The following is a 15703-nucleotide window of genomic DNA, read 5'->3' on the forward strand; positions in this document are numbered from 1 at the left end:
GCGAACAGGGCCGGCTGGGCGAAGCGGGTCTGTTCGAGGTCCAGCTTCGGGCCGGCTGTGGTCCGACGGCGGCCTCGGGCACGACGGCGGCCTCGGGCGCAGCAGCGGTTTCAGGCACGGCGGCCGGCGCGGCCGGCGCCGGAGGCCCGGCGGCGGCGGTGCCCTCGTTCTCGGGCTCGGACAAGGGAATCCCCCCAGGAAGAATGCGGAATCTCACGCGCGGGCCCCTCGCGGGAACCACTCCCCCAGCGGGTTCCCCGGGCTTCCGTCACGCGTGTCGGCAGGAATTATGAGAGGCCGCCGACACCCCTGCCAAAAAGATCAACCGCCACACTTTCCCCCAATGTTCGACGAAACGGACACACCGTGATCGAACCGCAATGGGCCGCTGTCCTGCGGTGATGACGCTGTGTCGACACATCGATTCGAACACCGGTCCCGTGCGGGCCCCGCCGGGCCCGCACGGGCGGAGCGCCTCAGCCGGCGACGGCCTTCGCGACCAGCTCGCCGATCCGCTCGACCGCGGTGGCCGGGCCGGGGAAGAAGCGGTTCTTGGTCAGCGCGAAGGAGACGCCGGTCGCGGTGTCGGCGTACGCCGCGCTGCCTCCCATACCGGGCATGCCGAAGACGCTCGGCGTCGCCCGCGGGTCGGCACCGGGCCGGCCGAGGTTGTAGCCCAGGGCGCGCGGCACCTGGAAGCCGACCATCTGGTCGACGTCGTCCGTGGCCAGGGCGGTGACCTCGCGCAGCCGCTCCTCCCCGACCAGCCGGACGCCGTCCACCTCGCCGAGCAGCGCGGCGTACATCCGGGCCACCGCGCGGGCGGACAGCGTGCCCGCCGAGGGGATCTCCGAGGTGAGCACCACGGGATCGTTGCCGTAGGCGGCGCTGGGGGTCACGGCGGGCGGCGCGGCCTTGAAGATCGGCAGGTCGGCGGGCATCGCCGCCGCCGTCTCGGCGCTGCCGGGCGCGTCCTCCAGCCGGGCGACCCGGCCGAGTTCGGACGCGGGGACGCCGAAGAACAGTTCGTCGGCGATGCCCAGCGGTTCCGCCACCTCCCGGCGCAGCACCTGCGAGATCGGCTCGCCGGTGGCCCGGCGGACGATCTCGCCCATCACGAAGCCCCAGGTCAGCGCGTGGTAGCCGGTCCTGGTGCCGGGCTCCCACCAGGGCTCGGAGCCGGCGATCAGGGCGCACATCCCGTCCCGGTCGGCCAGGTCCCGCACCGTGAGGTCGGACGGCACGGCCGGGACGCCGAGGGAGTGGGTCAGCGCGTGGCGGACGGTCGCCCGGTCCTTGCCGTGGGCGCCGAACTCGGGCCAGAGCTCCGCGATCGGCGTGTCGTAGTCGAGGGCCCCGCGGTCCGCGAGGACGTGCACCACCGTCGCCGTCACGCCCTTGCCGGTGGAGGCGCTGTAGAACGGGGTGTCCGAGGTGACCGGGCGGCCGCTGGCCGGGTCGGCGACGCCGGCCACCGCGTCCACCACCAGCTCGCCGTGCCGGTACACCGCGACCTGCACGCCCAGTTCGGCACCCGACTCCACCAGCTGGTCAACGGCCTGTTGCACAAGCTCCTGCATGATGTCCGTCCCTCTGTCCGTCGTGGTCGGCGGCGCTCAACGGGCGCCGCTCGCCGGGGAGTCGGTGCCGGTGACGGGATCTCGACACCGGCCGGTCGGCCGTGTGAAAGGCTTCCGGGTACTGCCCCCGTGCGTGGGCGATCGAGCCCAGCCCAGCACACCCGGAAGGCCGCCGCGTGGAACTGACCGGAACCGGGCCGCGCTTCACCGTCGGCCCCGGCTACGCCCTGTACCGGGGGCCGCTGGCCGACAGCGCCTTCCACCGGCACGCCGCCTTCCAGGTCGCGGTCGCCGTCGCCGTCGCGGGCGAGCGTACGGGCCGGGTGGTGATCGACGACGCGGCCGGGGCGCGCCATCGCGGGCCGGCGATCGTGGTGCCGCCGATGGTGCGCCACCGGATGGCCCCGGTCCGGGACGTCCTGGTCTTCTACGTCGACCCGCACTGCGCCTTCGCCGACCGGTTGCGGCGGCAGTGCGGCGAAGGCGTCACCGTGGCCCCGCGGTTGGACGGCCTGACCGAGCGGGACGTACGGCCGCAGGGTGCGCTGCCCGCCGCCGGGCTGGACCCGCGGCTGCGCGCGGCGATGGCGGCGCTGGCCGACGACCAGGTGCCGCTGGAGGGCCTGGCCGCGCGGGTCGGGCTGTCCCCGCAGCGCCTGCGGGCGCTGGCGCAGCGGCAGTTGGGGGTGCCGCTGGCGCGCTGGCGCAGCTGGCAGCGGCTGGCCCGGGCGGCGGCCGCGCTCGGCGAGGGACGGTCCCCGGCCGAGGCGGCGCTCGCGGGCGGGTTCGCCGACCAGTCCCATTTCACCCGGTGGATGCGGGAGTTGACGGGCCTGACGCCCGCGCAGGTGCTGCCCGCCCTGCGCGCGCCCGGGAGTTCCGCCGTTCAGCCGGCCCGGCGCGCGGTGTAGAGGGACATCGAACCGGTCACGGTCGCGACGGTGTCCACCTCGCGCACGCCCTGGAAGCCCGCCTCGGCGATCAGCCGGGGCAGGATGCCGTCGGCGTTGGGCTGGGTGTCCTGCTTCCCGTCGGCGAGTTGGACGATCCGGAAGGCCAGGCGCATGGCGGCGGTGCGCTGCCGCCCGTAGTCGGCGATCACCAGCTTGCCGCCGGGGCGCAGGGTGCGGTGCATGGCGGCGAGGATCGCCTGCTTCACCGGGACGGGGCACTGGTGCAGCACGAGGCTGGAGACGACGGTGTCGGCGGTTGCGGGGCCGAGCAGGTCGGCGACCGTGTCGCCCATGCCGGTGCGGAAGTCGGGCGCGGCCCCGGCCGCGGCGGCCTTGCGGCGGGCCAGGCGCAGCACGGCGGGGTCGGGGTCGACGCCGACGACGGTGGCCCCCGGCTCGGCGTGGTGGAGCAGCACGGCGAGGGACCCGGTGCCGCACCCGACGTCGACGATGACATCGCCGGGGCGCGGCGCGACGTGCATCGCCGCCAGGCTGCGCCAGAGGCGTTCGCGAGTGAGGGAGACGATCGGGTCGTAGAGCCCGAGGGCGAAGCGCCCGGCGGCGGGGGTGAAGGTGTCGGTCGGCGTCATCCGGCCAGTGTGGGCGGGGAGTTGGGGCGCGGTCTTGAACGTTTCGCTCGCCGGGGGCGCCCGGGGAGGTCCGGGAGGCCGGGTGCCCGCCGACCCGCCGGCCCGGCGGGCACCCGGCCTGCGCGGACGGTTACGCCGGCTGGAGGCGGTCGGCCAGGCCGGCGGCGGTGAAGGCGGCCACCAGCTGGTCGCGGCCCTCGGTGAAGTGCGCCCAGCTGTCGTGGTGGACGAGGACCACCCGGCGGGCGTCGAGGATCCGGGCGGCTTCGGCGGCCTGGGCGCTGTCCAGGACGAGCAGGCCGCCGTCGAAGAGGATGGGGAAGCGGGGTGCCCCGGCGAAGAGGACGGCGGTGTCCACGGGGCCGAAGCGGTCGGCGATCTCCCGCACCACGTCGAGGGAGGCGTTGTCGCCGCTGACGTAGACGGTGGGCAGCCCGTCCCCGGTGAGGACGAAGCCGACGACCTGGCCGGTGACCGCCTCGACCTCGGCGCGCGTCCCGGGCCCGTGCAGGGCGGGGACGCCGGTGACGGTGACGGTGCCGCCGCCGGGGCGGTCCAGCTCGACCGACTCCCAGTTGGCCAGCCCCCGGGCGGTGCCCCCGAGGCGTCGGCCGCCGCCGGGGGTGGTGAGGGTGAGCGGGACGTCGGCGAGCAGGGCCCGGCCGGCGCGGTCGAGGTTGTCGGCGTGCTCGTCGTGGGAGAGCAGGACGACGTCGATGCGGCCGAGGTCGGCGGGGCTGCCGGACGGGGGTGCGGTCTTCGTCAGGAGCGGGCGGCCCAGCGCCTGGTAGTCGCCGGGGGCGTCGAAGGTCGGGTCGGTGAGGAAACGCAGGCCGCCGTACTCGAAGAGGGCGGTCGGGCCGCCGAAGAGGCGGACGGGGAGCTGCTCGGTGGTCGTGCCGACGGACGTCATGAAGAAACACACCTCACGGATAGAACCGATTCATCCGTGAGAGACAGTAGCCAGTCCTCACGGATGAGCGCAACCGATACCATGAGAGTCATGACGGAGACCGCGACCGAAGAGCCCGCCGTACCCCCCGCGCCGGGGGAGGAGCAGCACCCGTCCCTGGCCCTGGCCAACAGCGCCCTCGCGCTGCCCGGCGGGCAGTTCGTCGACCGCCTCGGCACACCCGCGGCGGCCGACCGGTGGCTCGTGGCCCACGGCCTCGCCCCGGCCGAGGCCGGCCTGCAGGAGATGTGCGCGGCCCAGGTGCGCTCGATGCGGGAGCAGGTCAGGACGCTGTTCGCGGCCCGCGTCGCCGCACTGCCGGCCCTGCCCGCCGCCCTGGCCGCCGTCAACGACGCGCTGACCCGGGTGCCCACCGCCCGGCTGCTGCAGTGGGACGAGAAGAACGGCCCCTACCGCGCGGCCCCGCACCCCACCACGGAGATCGTGGCCCACGCGCTGGCGACCCTGGCCGCCGACGCCGCCGACCTGCTCACCGGCCCGGACGCCGACCGCCTCACCGCCTGCGGCTCCACCCCCTGCAACCGCTACCTCCTGCGCCAGGGCCGCCGCCAGTGGTGCTCCACCCGCTGCGGCGACCGCGCCCGCGCCGCCCGCGCCTACGCCCGCCGCACCCACGGCGAACCCCCGGCGGGGTGACGAAGGCCGCACCGGCCCCGGCCAGGAGCAGCGGGCTGAGGGCGACCGTCGGGCCCTTCTCCAGCAGTGACGTTCACCGGCGGCCGGGCCCCTGCCCGCGCGTTCGCAGATGTCGACGTTCGCGCAGGAAGTCGGCGGATCCGACTTCCTGCGCACGAGAAAGCCGTGCCGGCGGCGGGCGCCCCGCATCAGAAAGCCCGGGCGGCCCCGCGAAGCACGCGGGGCCGCCCGGGAGAACGGACCTCGGGAACCGGGGGGCTTCGTTCTTACCAGGCGTGCCGGAGTCCGTCGTGACGGTGGCGGACCGGAGGGATGTCCGCGCCGTCGATGTCGTGGCCGGCGCGGGTGCAGTCCGCGGATCCGCTGGGCGTCGAGTCGGCCCTGGAGCCGGGCCCGACCTTCGGCCGTGGCGATCTCGCTGGAGAACGAGCCCGTCCTGGAGTCGAGCGCTGTCGACAGCCGGAAGGTGATCCGGTGCAGCATCTTCTTCGGGGCGGGGCGGCGGCCTTCGCGGGCAGCCCGGCCCAGTTCAGCGTGGGTGTAGCGCAGGTCGTACAGGAACATGGACTCCGACGCGCGTTCCTGGACGCGGAGTTGGCGGGGAGTCGTGCGGACGGTTCGGGACATCGGGAGCCTCCGTAGGGCCCTCTGGGCTCTCCAGAGGTACCTACGGCGGGTGCGTGTCGGTCAGCACGAATCCGCTCCCGTCGGCCGGTCGGGACGATCTACCCGGCAGGACAGTAGTCACGCGGAGGGCGTGGAGGCGCCGGGTTTTCTCAACCCGGGTACGGTCGCGTTGAGCTGCAACCGCACAGGCGGAAGTGGGGGCGGGGCGGAAGCACGCCGGGCGGCCCCACGCACTCCGCGGGGCCGCCCGGCAAAAACCACTTCAGGAACCGGCCGGGAACTCGCCCGCCTGGACACCGGCAACGAAGGCCCGCCACGCCTCGGGGGTGAAGGCGAGAGCCGGCCCGTGGGGGTCCTTGCTGTCACGAACCGGGACGACGCCAGCTACACCATCGGCCACTTCGACGCAGTTGTCGTTCGGGTTGCTGGCGCTCGACTTGCGCCAGGTGACGGGGAGTTCCGAGGCGACCTCGATGCAGTTGCCGCCTTCGCTACCGCTGTAGCTGCTCTTGCGCCATGCCAAATCAGCTGCCATACGAACGACCTCCTGAAGCCCACGGCACTGGGTCAGTTGCGGATCGGGAACTCGCCCACCTGGATGCCCGCGACGAAGGACTGCCACGCCTCGGAAGTGAAGGTGAGGGCCGGGCCGTGAGGGTCCTTACTGTCACGAACCGGAACAACACCAGCTGCACCATCAGCCACTTCGACGCAGTCGCCGCCAGACGGGTTGCTGTAGGTGCTCTTGCGCCAGACAGCCTCGCAAGGTCGATTGCCCATGTATTGCGCTCCTCTACAACGTTCCCCAGCCGGAGACGGCCCTGATCGAGCAAATGACGACCCAGCGCACCAGGCAGTCCGGGCGGCCCCGCGTGCTCCACGGAGCCGCTCCGCAGGCGGCTCAGGATCCGACCGGGAAGTCACCTACCTGGATTCCCACAACGAAGGACCGCCATGCCTCAGAAGTGAAGGTGAGGGCCGGGCCGTGGGGGTCCTTGCTGTCCCGAACCGGGACGATGCCAATGACGCCATCAGCCACTTCTATGCAATCGCCTTGACCGTTGCTGTATGTGCTCTTGCGCCACTTGACGCCGTGGTACTCGTGACTCACCGGGAATACTCCTCCGCGACTTCCTTCAACCAAGCGATTGACCTCTCGGGCTGTACCGACGACGCCATGAGGCGATCGAAGGCATCCTCGTGACGAGCGATCTCATGCGGCCGTTCCGAGTAGGTGCTGCTGGTGGGCCCTTCGGAGTAGGCAACGCTGCCGGGGATGTCGTCGAACGACAGGATGGAGAACGAGGAACCCATCGCCGCGTGCGCGCCAGCGGAGAACGGCAAGATCTGGACTGTGATGTTGGGCCGTTCATCCGCCATTGCCGCAAGGTGGCTCAACTGCTCAGCCATGGCCGGGCTCCCGCCGACCGGCCGCCGAATGACCGCCTCGCTGATGATGGCCCACAGTTGTGGCGGCTCATGACGGTCCAGTATCTGCTGACGATCCATCCGCAGTGCGACCCGCCGCTCGACTTCTTCAGCGGATTCCATCGGATTCATCGCCCGGATGACACTCCGCGCATAGGCCTCGGTCTGGAGGAGCCCTGGAACCAGCTCGCACTGGTAGGTCACGATCTTCGCCGCGTCCGACTCGAAGCCCACGTACGCGCGGAACCAGTCCGGCAGCGCATCGCCGTACGCGTGCCACCAGCCCTGCTGGCGGCTCTGGCGCGTCAACCCGAGGAAGTGCTTCACCTCATCGGCTGATGTGACACCGTAGTGGGCCAAGAGCTTCGCGGCGTCGCGCTCCTGCAACGGCACCAGGCCGCTCTCGATGCGGCTCAGCTTCGAAGCGGACCAACCCAGCGCGGCGGCCACGTCCTTGGCATTCAGTTCGCGCGATGCGCGCAACTTGCCGAGCTCGCCGCCGAGCCTACGCCGCAGCACGGTCGGACTGCCCATGCGTCACACTCCCTGGCTGTTCGGTTCCTTGCATAGTTTGCCACCCCTCCCCGGGCCCAGTCGCAGCCCATGATCATGCAATTGCATGGACGAAGCAGTTGCATGCAATTGCCCGGCTAGGGCAATCTACAGGGAGTAGTCCTTCGGGTCGCCTGAGTGACCATGACCGGCCTACTGCCGGGCATCCCCATGGCTCCGCCCGGCCCCGCATGGCTTCAAACTCCGTGCCTGGAAGGTGCCTTCGCCATGTCCTCCCACTCCTCCACCACCTGGCTGGTGCGCAGCCGCCGCTCTCCCTCCGAGGGGCGCGCCCTCCTCACGTCCCTCCTCTCCCCCACTCCCTACCGGGAGCGCTACCTCGACTCCGGGCTGCTGATCGTCTCGGAGCTGGTCACCAACGCCCTCCTCCACGGCACGCCGCCGGGGCACCTCATCCACCTCGCGCTCGACCTCACCCCCGCCCGTCTGCGCATCGAGGTGCACGACGCCCGCCACGACCGCGAGCCGGTCCTGCGCGCGCTCACCCTGGACGGGGAGGCCGGGCGCGGCCTCCACCTGGTCAAGTCCCTCTCCACCCGCACCGGTTGCTCCCCGCGCAACGACGCCGGGAAGATCGTCTGGTGCGAGGTGACCGCGTGAGGGCCGACCACGACGTCCTCGTGGAGATCCCGGGCCACCGCCCTCCATCCATCCACACCCTCAGCGACGACGTGCTCGAACGGATCTGGGACTCGGTCCGCCACCTCCCGATGTCCCGCTTCGAGCACTACGTCCTGGAGCGCCGCCTCACCGGCCCCTGCGCCAAACGCGACATCATCCGCGACCTCGCCGACGAGCCCGTCCTCACCCTCCCGGCCGGCGACCGCGAGATCCGCATCAGCTGGGCGGACACCGCCCGCTGAGGCCCCTCCCGCGAAGCCCGGCGGCCCCGCCCGAAATCCGTTGGCCCGGCCGCCTCCTTCGCGGGCACAATCACCCCGTGCACCTGCCCCCGCTGCTGGCCGCTGTCGAACGCGGCGACGACGTCGCGGTGTTCGACCTCCTGGACGACATCTCCACCGACGAGCTGGCCGGCGACGACGCCGTGACCCTGCTCGCCGCCGCCGCGCGAGCCGGTCGTCACGAGGTCGTCGACTGGCTGGTCCTCTGGGACGTCGACGTGACCCGCCCCTGGGCCGACGGGGTCGACCCGGTGACGTGGGCGGCCGAGCACGGCAGATACGGGGTCCTGCGGGCCCTGCTGTCCCGGAGCCGGGATCCGCTGAGCGCCGACAGCCCGCACCGCCGCGCACTGCGCACGGCGCAACTCGCCATCGCCACCGAGGCCGAGGCCAGGTCCGAGACCAAAACCGAACGCGGAGAACCCGGTCCGCTCCCCGCGCACCGGGCGATCGTCACCGACCTGGAGGCGGCGCTCGGCGTCCACCGCTCGCCGGACGAACTGATGGCCCGCGCCCTGGTCCACGCCGACCCCGGCCACGACGACTGGTTCGCCTCGCTCTTCCAGCTGGGCTACCGGGCCGACCAGGAGACGTTCGACTGGGCGCGCAGGGTCGCGGAGGAGGGCTCCTGCCTCGATCGCCGGCGCTTCGCGCTCGACACGGTGAACTTCCTGGGGTTCGACCTCGACGTCGACCAGGACGACGAGCCGCCGTTCGCCCGCGAGGCGGCCGAGTTCCTTCGCCCGCTGCTGGACATCGAGCAGGATCCCCATGCCCTGGCCACCGTCATCGCCGCCTTCTGCTCCTACCGCCCCGCCGGGACCCCGGCGGCACCGGCAATCCTGGCGCACGCGGACCACGCGGACCCGAAGGTCCGCCACAGCGTCGCCGTGCACCTCTACCTCGACACGCCCGGCGGCACGGCCGTCGATGCGCCCGAGCGCCGGGACGTCGTCGCGGCCCTCGTGCGGCTGGCCGTGGATCCCGTCCCCGAGATCCGGGCGACCGCGCTCTACAAGTTCACCGCCTCCTCCGTCGACACCCCCGAGCTCCGCGCCGTGCTGGCGGCGAACCTGACGGACCCGCACCTCGACACCCGGATCGAAGCCGCCGCCGGGCTCGCCCTGCGCGGGGACGAGCGCGGCCTGGCGGTCCTCGACGAGATCCGCTCCGGCATCAAGCACCTAAACAGCCCAAGCGCGGGGCGCCTGGAGGACATCGGCTACCTGCTGAGAACCCGCGCCGCAACAGCGGACCGAGCTCTCTGACCCGGCAGGGACGACAGCACGACAAAAAGCTTCACTCGTCCGGGTGTTCCACCACCTCGTAACGCAACGTCAGGGCTCCTGAAGCGTTCTCACCCGGGACCGGTCTGCGGTCCGGTCGAGAGGCGAGGAGACAGTATGAGCAGCTTGGAAACGCTCCGCGACAGGGCAGTGCGCATCGTTTTCGCCGGTGGAGGTCTCGCAGCCATCGACGGACGGGCGTACGCCGTCCTGACCCCCGAGCCCCCCACCAGCACGTGGAGGCTCGTCCCCGACGAGCGCACCGGCAAGAACCACTTCGTCATCGTCGACGAGGCGGAAGGCTTCCTGAAGGGCCTCAAGCTCACGGACCCGGAGGAGGGGGACGCCCAGGTCGAGGTGGGGCCCGTTCCCGTGGGCAGGAGCCTGCCGCCGTTCTACCCGCCGAACGCCGTCTGGGTCCTCGAAGCGCCCGAAGGCGGCGAGGAGGGCTTCTACCGCCTGCGCAACCTCGCGTCCGACACGTACATCGGACGCAGGGCGGCCGAGGACAGGTCCCTGAACCCCAAGCCCGTCGTGGCCGACCCCCAGCCGCAGGAGCCGGAGAAGGTGCTCGCGCTCGTCGTCCCCGCGTAGGACTCCGCGCGGTCGGCCGCCCCGGTCACCGCCCAGCACGAGAAGTCGGCCGGTCCGACTTCTCGTGCGAAACGCGCCGGACCGCGCCTGGCGCCGCGCCCGCCCGTCCGGTCAGAGCCACCCCCGCCGCGCCGCCTGGACGCCCGCCTGGAAGCGGGTGGTCGCCCCCAGGTGCGCCAGCAGGGTGGAGACGCGGCGCACCACCGTGCGCCGGCCCAGCCCCAGCCGGCGGGCGATGGCGTCGTCGGTGGCGCCGCCGGCCATCAGGGTCAGGATCCGCCGGTCGCGTTCGTCGACGCGCAGGTCGACCTCGGCCATCGACGCGGGCACGGCCAGCCGCCACAGCGTCTCGAAGACCGCTGCCAGGGCGTTCAGCAGCCCCGAGGGCCGGATCAGCAGCGAGACCACGCCCGGCCCGTCGTCGGCGGGCAGGGTGACGACGGCCAGGTCGTCGTCGCCGAGGGCGAGCTTGAGCGGCGGCTCGTCCAGGGTGCGGGCCTGCTCCCCCGCCTCGATCATCCGGGCCATGTTGGGCCCGACCACCGGGTCCTGGAACGCGCACCCCTGGTAGATCACCCGGTAGACCACGCCCGCCGCCATCCGGCGCCGCTGCAGCACCTCCTGGTCGAGGTAGTGGGCACCGCTGCCGGAGTACGGCGGCACGTCGATCACCCGCACCTGGTGACGGGCCGCCAGCTGCAGGCGGCGGCTGACGGCGAGCACCTCGACCGGGTCGTCGACCACCTCCAGCGCCCCGTAGCTGCCGGTGTCGCGGCGGGCGAAGCGGTAGAGCCGCTCCAGTTCCGCGCCGGCCCGGCGGGCGGCGGCCTGGCGCAGCGCGTCGTGCTGCAGCACCGCCTCGACCACCCGGGCGGGCGGCAGCGCCTCCCAGGCGTGGTCGCGGTCGTCGGCGCTGTCGGTGGTGTCGAAGGCCACCGCGACGCCCTCGTCGGCGAGGTCGCGCAGCACGGCCAGCACACCCTCCTCGTCCAGGCCGCTCTCGCGCGCGAGTTCGGGCACGCGGGCCCGTGGCCGGCCGACCAGGCAGTGGTAGACGCGGCCGCGTTCGGAGTCCGGTTCCAGCACGTCGTGCACGACGTCCCCCCAGTCATCGTGTCGTGCCCCGGTGGGGCCGCAGGAGCCTACCCGCGCGGGCGGCGCACATGCGCCAGTGGCCCAGGTGCGCCGCCGGGGGCTCTGGCGTCGGGCGGGGCCGCTGGCGAGAGTTGTCGGCGATCAGTCAGATCGCTGAAGGCCGAGGACGCCCATGACCCCTGCCCGGCTCCGGCGCGCCCGCGCGGCTCTCGCCGCCCTGGCCGCCTGCCTGCTCCCGCTCGCCGCACCCGCCGCACCCGCCTCCGCGGCGTCCGTACGGGCCCAGGCCGCCGCACCCGACGGGACCGACGCCCCGCCGCCGCTGGCCGACGGCTTCGGGCTGACCCAGGTCGGCGCCGCCACCGGCACCGCCACCAACTTCGTCGTCACCGTCACCACGGCGCAGGTCGCCGGGCCGCACACCATCCGCATCCTGCTGCCCGCCGACTACGCGGCCCGGCCGGACAAGCGCTACCCGGTGCTGTACTTCCTGCACGGCGCCTCGGACAACCCGAGCGACCCGGCGCTGGCCTACCCCGCGCTGACCGCCGCCCAGTCGATGATCACCGTCATCCCGGACGGCGGCCTGCGCGGCTGGTACGCCGACTGGCTCGACCAGAACACCGCCGCCGGCGCGCAGAACTGGGAGACCTTCCACCTCGGCCAGGTCCTGCCGTTCATCGACGCCAACCTGCGCACCCGCACCGACCGCGCCCACCGGGCCGTCGGCGGGCTGTCCATGGGCGGCTTCGGCGCCCTGCACTACGCCCAGGACCGCCCCGACCTGTTCGGCCAGGTCCTCACCATGTCGGGTGCCAACGACCTGTCCACCGACGAGATGATCATCCGCGGCGCCGTGGTCGCCACCCTGACCAACGTCGGCGCCGTGCTCTGCGGGCCCAGCGACGGCCACCCCTGCGGCCTGGACTTCGGCCCCACCGTCTCCAGCGACGCGATCTTCGGCACCCCGTACCCGATCTTCAACGCCGACTGGCGCTGGAACGCCGCCGACCCGGTCGCCCACGCGGACCGGCTGGCGCACACCGGCATCGCCGTCTACACCGGCAACGGCAACAACAACGCCTCCGACATGGAGTTCTGGGCCGAGGGCACCGCCAAGCGCCTCAAGCAGCGCCTGGACGCGCTCGGCCTGCCGAACCACTACGTCGACTACGGCGACGGCACCGGCTGGGGCGCCGACTGCCACGGCGGACACACCGCGGGCTGCTGGGCGCAGGACCTCGTGGACTACGTCCCGCGCCTGGAGGCGGCCTTCGCCGCCGCCCCGTGAACCGGCGCTCCGTGAACCGCCGTCCCGTGTCCGACTCCTCTCCCCGACGAAAGGAAGAACCCTTGCCCACCACGACCTCCGGCCGCACGGCGCCCTGGCTGCGCCTGTTCGCGGCCTTCCTGGTGACCTGTTGCGCCGCCCTGGGCCTGGCCGTCCCGGCCTCCGCCGCCACCGCGCCGACCGCCACCGCCACCGCCCCGGCGGCGGCTCCCGCGCCGCTCGCCGCCTGCGCCTCGCCGCAGCAGTGCCTGACCATCAAGTCGCTCAGCAACGGACGCCAACTCGACGTCCAGAACGGCAACATGGGCGACGGCGCCTACATCGTCACCAACTCCGCCCCCGGCTACCACCAGTCCTGGCGGCTGAACGTCGACACCTCGGACTACACGTTCACCATCGTCAACAACGACACCGGCAAGTGCATCGACCTGGCCTTCCTCACCCCGGCGCTGCGCCAGCAGACCTGCGCCGGACAGGCCAGCCAGCGCTGGTTCCTCCAGCCCGCGCCCGCCGGCGGCGAGGACTCGTTCATGATCCGCCACGCCGGCGACAACACCTGCCTGGACCTGCTGCTCGGCGGCAACTACGACGACGCCTGGACCGACCAGTACGCCTGCAACGGCACCGCCAACCAGCGGTGGGCCACCGGCTTCCCGCAGGCCGCCCGCAGCCTGGCCGTCGACCACGGCGCCAAGCAGTGCCAGAAGGACGCCTCCACCTGCTCCTGGGCCGTCCAGAGCGAGGCCCCGGCCGCGCCGCTGCCGCGGGTGTGCGCCTCCGCGGTCTGGTTCAACAACACCAGCGGCACCGTCCAGCAGACCTTCGCGGTCACCGACACCAGCGGCTGGTCGAGCACCATCGGCAGCACCCTGACCAGCACCATCTCCGCCGGCACTCCGAACGTGTTCACCGCAGCGGTCCAGACCGCCATCACCTTCACCAACGTCTGGAACGGATCGAGGTCCGTCAACAACGCCGTCAACGTCACCGTCCCGGCGCAGCAGTACGGCTGGGTGACGCTGGCCGAGGTCGCCCGCAAGGTGACCGGCAAGTGGACCTTCGACGCCCACGGCTTCCCGTGGACCGCCGAGGACACCATCACCATCCCGGTGACCTCCGACCCCAACGCCGGACCGACCCTCTACATCGCCAACACCAGCGCCACGTTCAGCACCTGCTCCTGACGCTGCGTCAACTCCACGGCCGCCGCCCGCACTTCGCCGGGCGGCGGCCGCCGCGCGTTCAGCCGTCCCGCGCCACGCCGGCCTCCAGGAGGGCCAGCGCCTCGCGCACGGCCAGCCGCCCGGCGGTGCGGAAGGAGTGCTCGCGCGAGTCCACCAGGTGCACCACGGTGTGGCGCACCACCAGCGCCAACGCCACCGGGACTCCGGGCAGTCGCTCGGCCAGCTCCGCGCGCACGCCCTCGCCGAGCGCGGCGTGGAAGCGCTCCAGGTCCCCGGGCTCCGGGCCGCCCCGGACCGTGGCGTCCGGGGCGGACTCGACGACGAGGCCCTCCTCCCAGGGCTCGAAGTCCACGGTGACGATCGCGAGGTCGCCCGGGCAGCTGCTCTGGTGGACGCAGCGGGCCCGTACGCCGCGCACCGGGCGGGGCGGGAAGGCCTGCGGCTCGGCGCTCACCTGGTCGTCGGTGGGCACCGGGGCCTCGGCTGCCACCGGGGCCTCGGCGCCCAGCGGGTCGTCGGCGGTCACCGGATCAGGAGTGCTCGATCTCGACGGAGGTGATCACCACGTCCTGGACCGGGCGCTCGTCCTCGGTGGGGGCGGCGGCGATCGCGTCGACCACGGCCTTGGAGGCGGCGTCGGCGACCTGGCCGAAGATGGTGTGCCTGCGGTTGAGGTGGGCGGGGGTGCCCACCGTGATGAAGAACTGCGACCCGTTGGTGCCCGGGCCGGCGTTGGCCATCGCGAGCAGGTACGGCTTGGTGAAGAACAGCTCCGGGTGGAACTCGTCCGCGAACTCGTAGCCCGGGCCGCCGGTGCCGGTGCCGGTCGGGTCACCGCCCTGGATCATGAAACCCGCGATCACCCGGTGGAAGAGCGTGCCGTCGTAGTACGGGCCCTTGCCCGGCTCGCCGGTGCGCGGGTCGGTGTACTCCCGGGTGCCCTCGGCGAGTTCGGTGAAGTTGCGGACCGTCTTCGGCGCGTGGAACGGGAACAGCTCCAGGCGGATCGGGCCCGCCGTGGTGTGCAGGGTGGCGAACCGGGCAGTGGCCACGGGGGTGACTCCTCGGGGTGCGATGGACGGAGCGGGTGCGTCCGGTGGGGTGGATCAGGGCCGTTCGGCTACCGCATCCTGGCACAGCCCGCGGGCCCGCGGCCGGACCGGGTGGGCCGGTCGTGCGGGGTGTCCGCCCGGTCCCGCGCCTGCGTCACGGCCTGCGTCACTCCTCCACGACGGTGCCCTGGCGCTCCTCGCCGGTGTCGAAGTGGCGGTCCAGGTAGGCGTCCGCGTCGAGGCGGCTCTCCCGCAGCAGCGAGAAGACCTCGTCCCCGTCGCCCGGCCGCCCGTCGGTGGCCAGGGCGTAGCACTGGGCCAGCTCCAGGTAGTGGTGGCCGTTGTCCCGCGCGTAGGTCCGGGCCTCGTCCTCGGCCCGCCTGATGGCCTCGTCCGTCGAGCGGGCCCGCCAGAGCGTCAGCCGCTCCTCGTAGAGGGGGCTGTCGCCGGCGGTGTTCCAGTGGAAGACGCACCGGACCGCGTACCAGGACTTCGCTGCGGCCGTGTTCGCCGGCATGGTGACCTCCTCGGTCGGGGGCGGCCGGCCGGGGTGGCCGGCGGCCGCGGTGGGTTCCGGGAGCCGGACCGCCTGTTCACCGGGCCGGACCTGGGAGTTCGGTCGCTCGGTTCGGTCACGGGTGTCCGTTAGAGTCCGGCGGGAGCGGGCTCGTACCCGTGTCGGTTCGTTCCCGGAGAGCAGGGCGTCGGGGGAAGGCGGGTGGCGGGATGGGTGTGGCCGTGGTCGTGGTGCTGGTCCTGGTCGTCGCGGGGTGCGGCTGCGTGGTGTGGGCGGAGCGGGGCGGGCCGCCGTGGACGCGGGTGGTCGCGGCCCTGACGATCGGTGCCTGATCCTGGACGAGGCCGAGGTCGCGGTCGTCCCGGGCGAGGCCTTCGGCACCCCCGGCTACCTGCGGCTCTCCTACGCGCTCGGCGACGCCG

General features: G+C 73.0%; 20 protein-coding genes. 9 read left to right on the top strand and 11 right to left on the bottom strand.

Features of this window, described 5'->3' with window-relative positions; genetic code table 11:
* Positions 1-476: 476 nt before the first annotated feature.
* Positions 477-1580: a serine hydrolase domain-containing protein gene (locus ABZW03_RS22870; protein WP_355261226.1), complete on the bottom strand. Its 1104-nt coding sequence runs from the start codon at positions 1578-1580 to the stop codon at positions 477-479.
* Between the two features lie 176 nt (positions 1581-1756).
* Between ABZW03_RS22870 and ABZW03_RS22875 the strand changes: the two genes are divergently transcribed.
* Positions 1757-2491, top strand: coding sequence for a helix-turn-helix domain-containing protein (locus ABZW03_RS22875; protein ID WP_355261229.1), 735 nt, complete (start codon positions 1757-1759; stop codon positions 2489-2491).
* Here the strand turns inward: ABZW03_RS22875 and ABZW03_RS22880 are convergent.
* Together ABZW03_RS22880 and ABZW03_RS22885 are read right to left on the bottom strand one after the other, a co-directional pair.
* Positions 2467-3123, bottom strand: coding sequence for a methyltransferase domain-containing protein (locus ABZW03_RS22880; protein ID WP_355261232.1), 657 nt, complete (start codon positions 3121-3123; stop codon positions 2467-2469). The genes ABZW03_RS22875 and ABZW03_RS22880 overlap by 25 nt on opposite strands.
* A 130-nt stretch (positions 3124-3253) precedes the next feature.
* Complete coding sequence (locus ABZW03_RS22885; RefSeq protein WP_355261235.1) at positions 3254-4036, bottom strand: MBL fold metallo-hydrolase; 783 nt, start codon at positions 4034-4036, stop codon at positions 3254-3256.
* A 90-nt stretch (positions 4037-4126) separates the two neighbouring features.
* Between ABZW03_RS22885 and ABZW03_RS22890 the strand changes: the two genes are divergently transcribed.
* On the top strand, positions 4127-4732 hold the full coding sequence (locus ABZW03_RS22890; RefSeq protein ID WP_355261238.1) for an ABATE domain-containing protein: 606 nt from the start codon (positions 4127-4129) through the stop codon (positions 4730-4732).
* A gap of 889 nt (positions 4733-5621) precedes the next feature.
* On the opposite strand, the gene ABZW03_RS22895 is transcribed toward ABZW03_RS22890, so the two are convergent.
* From ABZW03_RS22895 to ABZW03_RS22910, 4 genes are all read right to left on the bottom strand, one after another.
* Complete coding sequence (locus ABZW03_RS22895; RefSeq protein ID WP_355261241.1) at positions 5622-5894, bottom strand: DUF397 domain-containing protein; 273 nt, start codon at positions 5892-5894, stop codon at positions 5622-5624.
* Between the two features lie 32 nt (positions 5895-5926).
* Positions 5927-6139 carry a DUF397 domain-containing protein gene (locus ABZW03_RS22900; protein ID WP_355261244.1) on the bottom strand — a complete coding sequence of 71 codons (213 nt, stop codon included), beginning with the start codon at positions 6137-6139 and terminating at the stop codon, positions 5927-5929.
* A 121-nt stretch (positions 6140-6260) separates the two neighbouring features.
* Complete coding sequence (locus tag ABZW03_RS22905; RefSeq protein ID WP_355261246.1) at positions 6261-6470, bottom strand: DUF397 domain-containing protein; 210 nt, start codon at positions 6468-6470, stop codon at positions 6261-6263.
* On the bottom strand, positions 6467-7321 hold the full coding sequence (locus tag ABZW03_RS22910; protein ID WP_355261249.1) for a helix-turn-helix transcriptional regulator: 855 nt from the start codon (positions 7319-7321) through the stop codon (positions 6467-6469). The genes ABZW03_RS22905 and ABZW03_RS22910 overlap by 4 nt, the downstream gene beginning before the upstream one ends.
* 246 nt (positions 7322-7567) lie before the next feature.
* On the opposite strand from ABZW03_RS22910, the gene ABZW03_RS22915 reads away from it, so the two are divergent.
* The 4 genes from ABZW03_RS22915 to ABZW03_RS22930 all read left to right on the top strand — a co-directional run bounded on the left by ABZW03_RS22915 (position 7568) and on the right by ABZW03_RS22930 (position 10142).
* On the top strand, positions 7568-7960 hold the full coding sequence (locus ABZW03_RS22915) for an ATP-binding protein (RefSeq protein WP_355261252.1): 393 nt from the start codon (positions 7568-7570) through the stop codon (positions 7958-7960).
* Positions 7957-8223 carry a hypothetical protein gene (locus tag ABZW03_RS22920; protein WP_355261255.1) on the top strand — a complete coding sequence of 89 codons (267 nt, stop codon included), beginning with the start codon at positions 7957-7959 and terminating at the stop codon, positions 8221-8223. Before ABZW03_RS22915 ends, ABZW03_RS22920 begins: the two co-directional genes overlap by 4 nt.
* Before the next feature lie 77 nt (positions 8224-8300).
* Positions 8301-9530, top strand: coding sequence for an ankyrin repeat domain-containing protein (locus ABZW03_RS22925; protein WP_355261258.1), 1230 nt, complete (start codon positions 8301-8303; stop codon positions 9528-9530).
* A gap of 135 nt (positions 9531-9665) precedes the next feature.
* Positions 9666-10142 carry an I66 family serine proteinase inhibitor gene (locus ABZW03_RS22930; protein WP_355261261.1) on the top strand — a complete coding sequence of 159 codons (477 nt, stop codon included), beginning with the start codon at positions 9666-9668 and terminating at the stop codon, positions 10140-10142.
* Positions 10143-10253: 111 nt separating this feature from the next.
* Here ABZW03_RS22930 and ABZW03_RS22935 read toward each other — a convergent pair whose 3' ends face one another.
* Positions 10254-11237, bottom strand: coding sequence for a helix-turn-helix transcriptional regulator (locus ABZW03_RS22935; RefSeq protein ID WP_355261264.1), 984 nt, complete (start codon positions 11235-11237; stop codon positions 10254-10256).
* Positions 11238-11409: 172 nt separating this feature from the next.
* On the opposite strand from ABZW03_RS22935, the gene ABZW03_RS22940 reads away from it, so the two are divergent.
* Positions 11410-12528, top strand: coding sequence for an alpha/beta hydrolase family protein (locus ABZW03_RS22940; RefSeq protein WP_355261267.1), 1119 nt, complete (start codon positions 11410-11412; stop codon positions 12526-12528).
* Between the two features lie 62 nt (positions 12529-12590).
* Complete coding sequence (locus tag ABZW03_RS22945; RefSeq protein WP_355261270.1) at positions 12591-13712, top strand: RICIN domain-containing protein; 1122 nt, start codon at positions 12591-12593, stop codon at positions 13710-13712.
* A gap of 58 nt (positions 13713-13770) precedes the next feature.
* On the opposite strand, the gene ABZW03_RS22950 is transcribed toward ABZW03_RS22945, so the two are convergent.
* From ABZW03_RS22950 to ABZW03_RS22960, 3 genes are all read right to left on the bottom strand, one after another.
* Positions 13771-14238: a hypothetical protein gene (locus tag ABZW03_RS22950; RefSeq protein WP_355261273.1), complete on the bottom strand. Its 468-nt coding sequence runs from the start codon at positions 14236-14238 to the stop codon at positions 13771-13773.
* A gap of 4 nt (positions 14239-14242) precedes the next feature.
* The gene (locus ABZW03_RS22955; protein ID WP_355261276.1) at positions 14243-14764 is read right to left on the bottom strand and encodes a peptidylprolyl isomerase; all 522 of its coding nucleotides are present in this window, start codon (positions 14762-14764) and stop codon (positions 14243-14245) included.
* Positions 14765-14930: 166 nt separating this feature from the next.
* Complete coding sequence (locus ABZW03_RS22960) at positions 14931-15281, bottom strand: hypothetical protein (protein ID WP_355261279.1); 351 nt, start codon at positions 15279-15281, stop codon at positions 14931-14933.
* A gap of 209 nt (positions 15282-15490) precedes the next feature.
* Between ABZW03_RS22960 and ABZW03_RS22965 the strand changes: the two genes are divergently transcribed.
* The gene (locus tag ABZW03_RS22965) at positions 15491-15613 is read left to right on the top strand and encodes a hypothetical protein (RefSeq protein WP_355261282.1); all 123 of its coding nucleotides are present in this window, start codon (positions 15491-15493) and stop codon (positions 15611-15613) included.
* The last annotated feature ends 90 nt before the right edge of the window (positions 15614-15703 follow it).

Origin of the sequence: Kitasatospora sp. NPDC004799, assembly GCF_040609095.1 — a bacterium.
GTDB lineage: Bacteria > Actinomycetota > Actinomycetes > Streptomycetales > Streptomycetaceae > Kitasatospora.

Excerpts from the sequence above, each read along its gene's own strand:
- ABZW03_RS22870 (WP_355261226.1), bottom strand. The coding sequence starts at position 1,580 with ATGCAGGAGCTTGTGCAACAGGCCGTTGACCAGCTGGTGGAGTCGGGT.
- ABZW03_RS22930 (WP_355261261.1), top strand. The coding sequence starts at position 9,666 with ATGAGCAGCTTGGAAACGCTCCGCGACAGGGCAGTGCGCATCGTTTTC.
- ABZW03_RS22895 (WP_355261241.1), bottom strand. The coding sequence starts at position 5,894 with ATGGCAGCTGATTTGGCATGGCGCAAGAGCAGCTACAGCGGTAGCGAA.
- ABZW03_RS22965 (WP_355261282.1), top strand. The coding sequence starts at position 15,491 with ATGGGTGTGGCCGTGGTCGTGGTGCTGGTCCTGGTCGTCGCGGGGTGC.
- ABZW03_RS22960 (WP_355261279.1), bottom strand. The coding sequence starts at position 15,281 with ATGCCGGCGAACACGGCCGCAGCGAAGTCCTGGTACGCGGTCCGGTGC.
- ABZW03_RS22900 (WP_355261244.1), bottom strand. The coding sequence starts at position 6,139 with ATGGGCAATCGACCTTGCGAGGCTGTCTGGCGCAAGAGCACCTACAGC.
- ABZW03_RS22915 (WP_355261252.1), top strand. The coding sequence starts at position 7,568 with ATGTCCTCCCACTCCTCCACCACCTGGCTGGTGCGCAGCCGCCGCTCT.
- ABZW03_RS22890 (WP_355261238.1), top strand. The coding sequence starts at position 4,127 with ATGACGGAGACCGCGACCGAAGAGCCCGCCGTACCCCCCGCGCCGGGG.
- ABZW03_RS22910 (WP_355261249.1), bottom strand. The coding sequence starts at position 7,321 with ATGGGCAGTCCGACCGTGCTGCGGCGTAGGCTCGGCGGCGAGCTCGGC.
- ABZW03_RS22940 (WP_355261267.1), top strand. The coding sequence starts at position 11,410 with ATGACCCCTGCCCGGCTCCGGCGCGCCCGCGCGGCTCTCGCCGCCCTG.
- ABZW03_RS22880 (WP_355261232.1), bottom strand. The coding sequence starts at position 3,123 with ATGACGCCGACCGACACCTTCACCCCCGCCGCCGGGCGCTTCGCCCTC.
- ABZW03_RS22885 (WP_355261235.1), bottom strand. The coding sequence starts at position 4,036 with ATGACGTCCGTCGGCACGACCACCGAGCAGCTCCCCGTCCGCCTCTTC.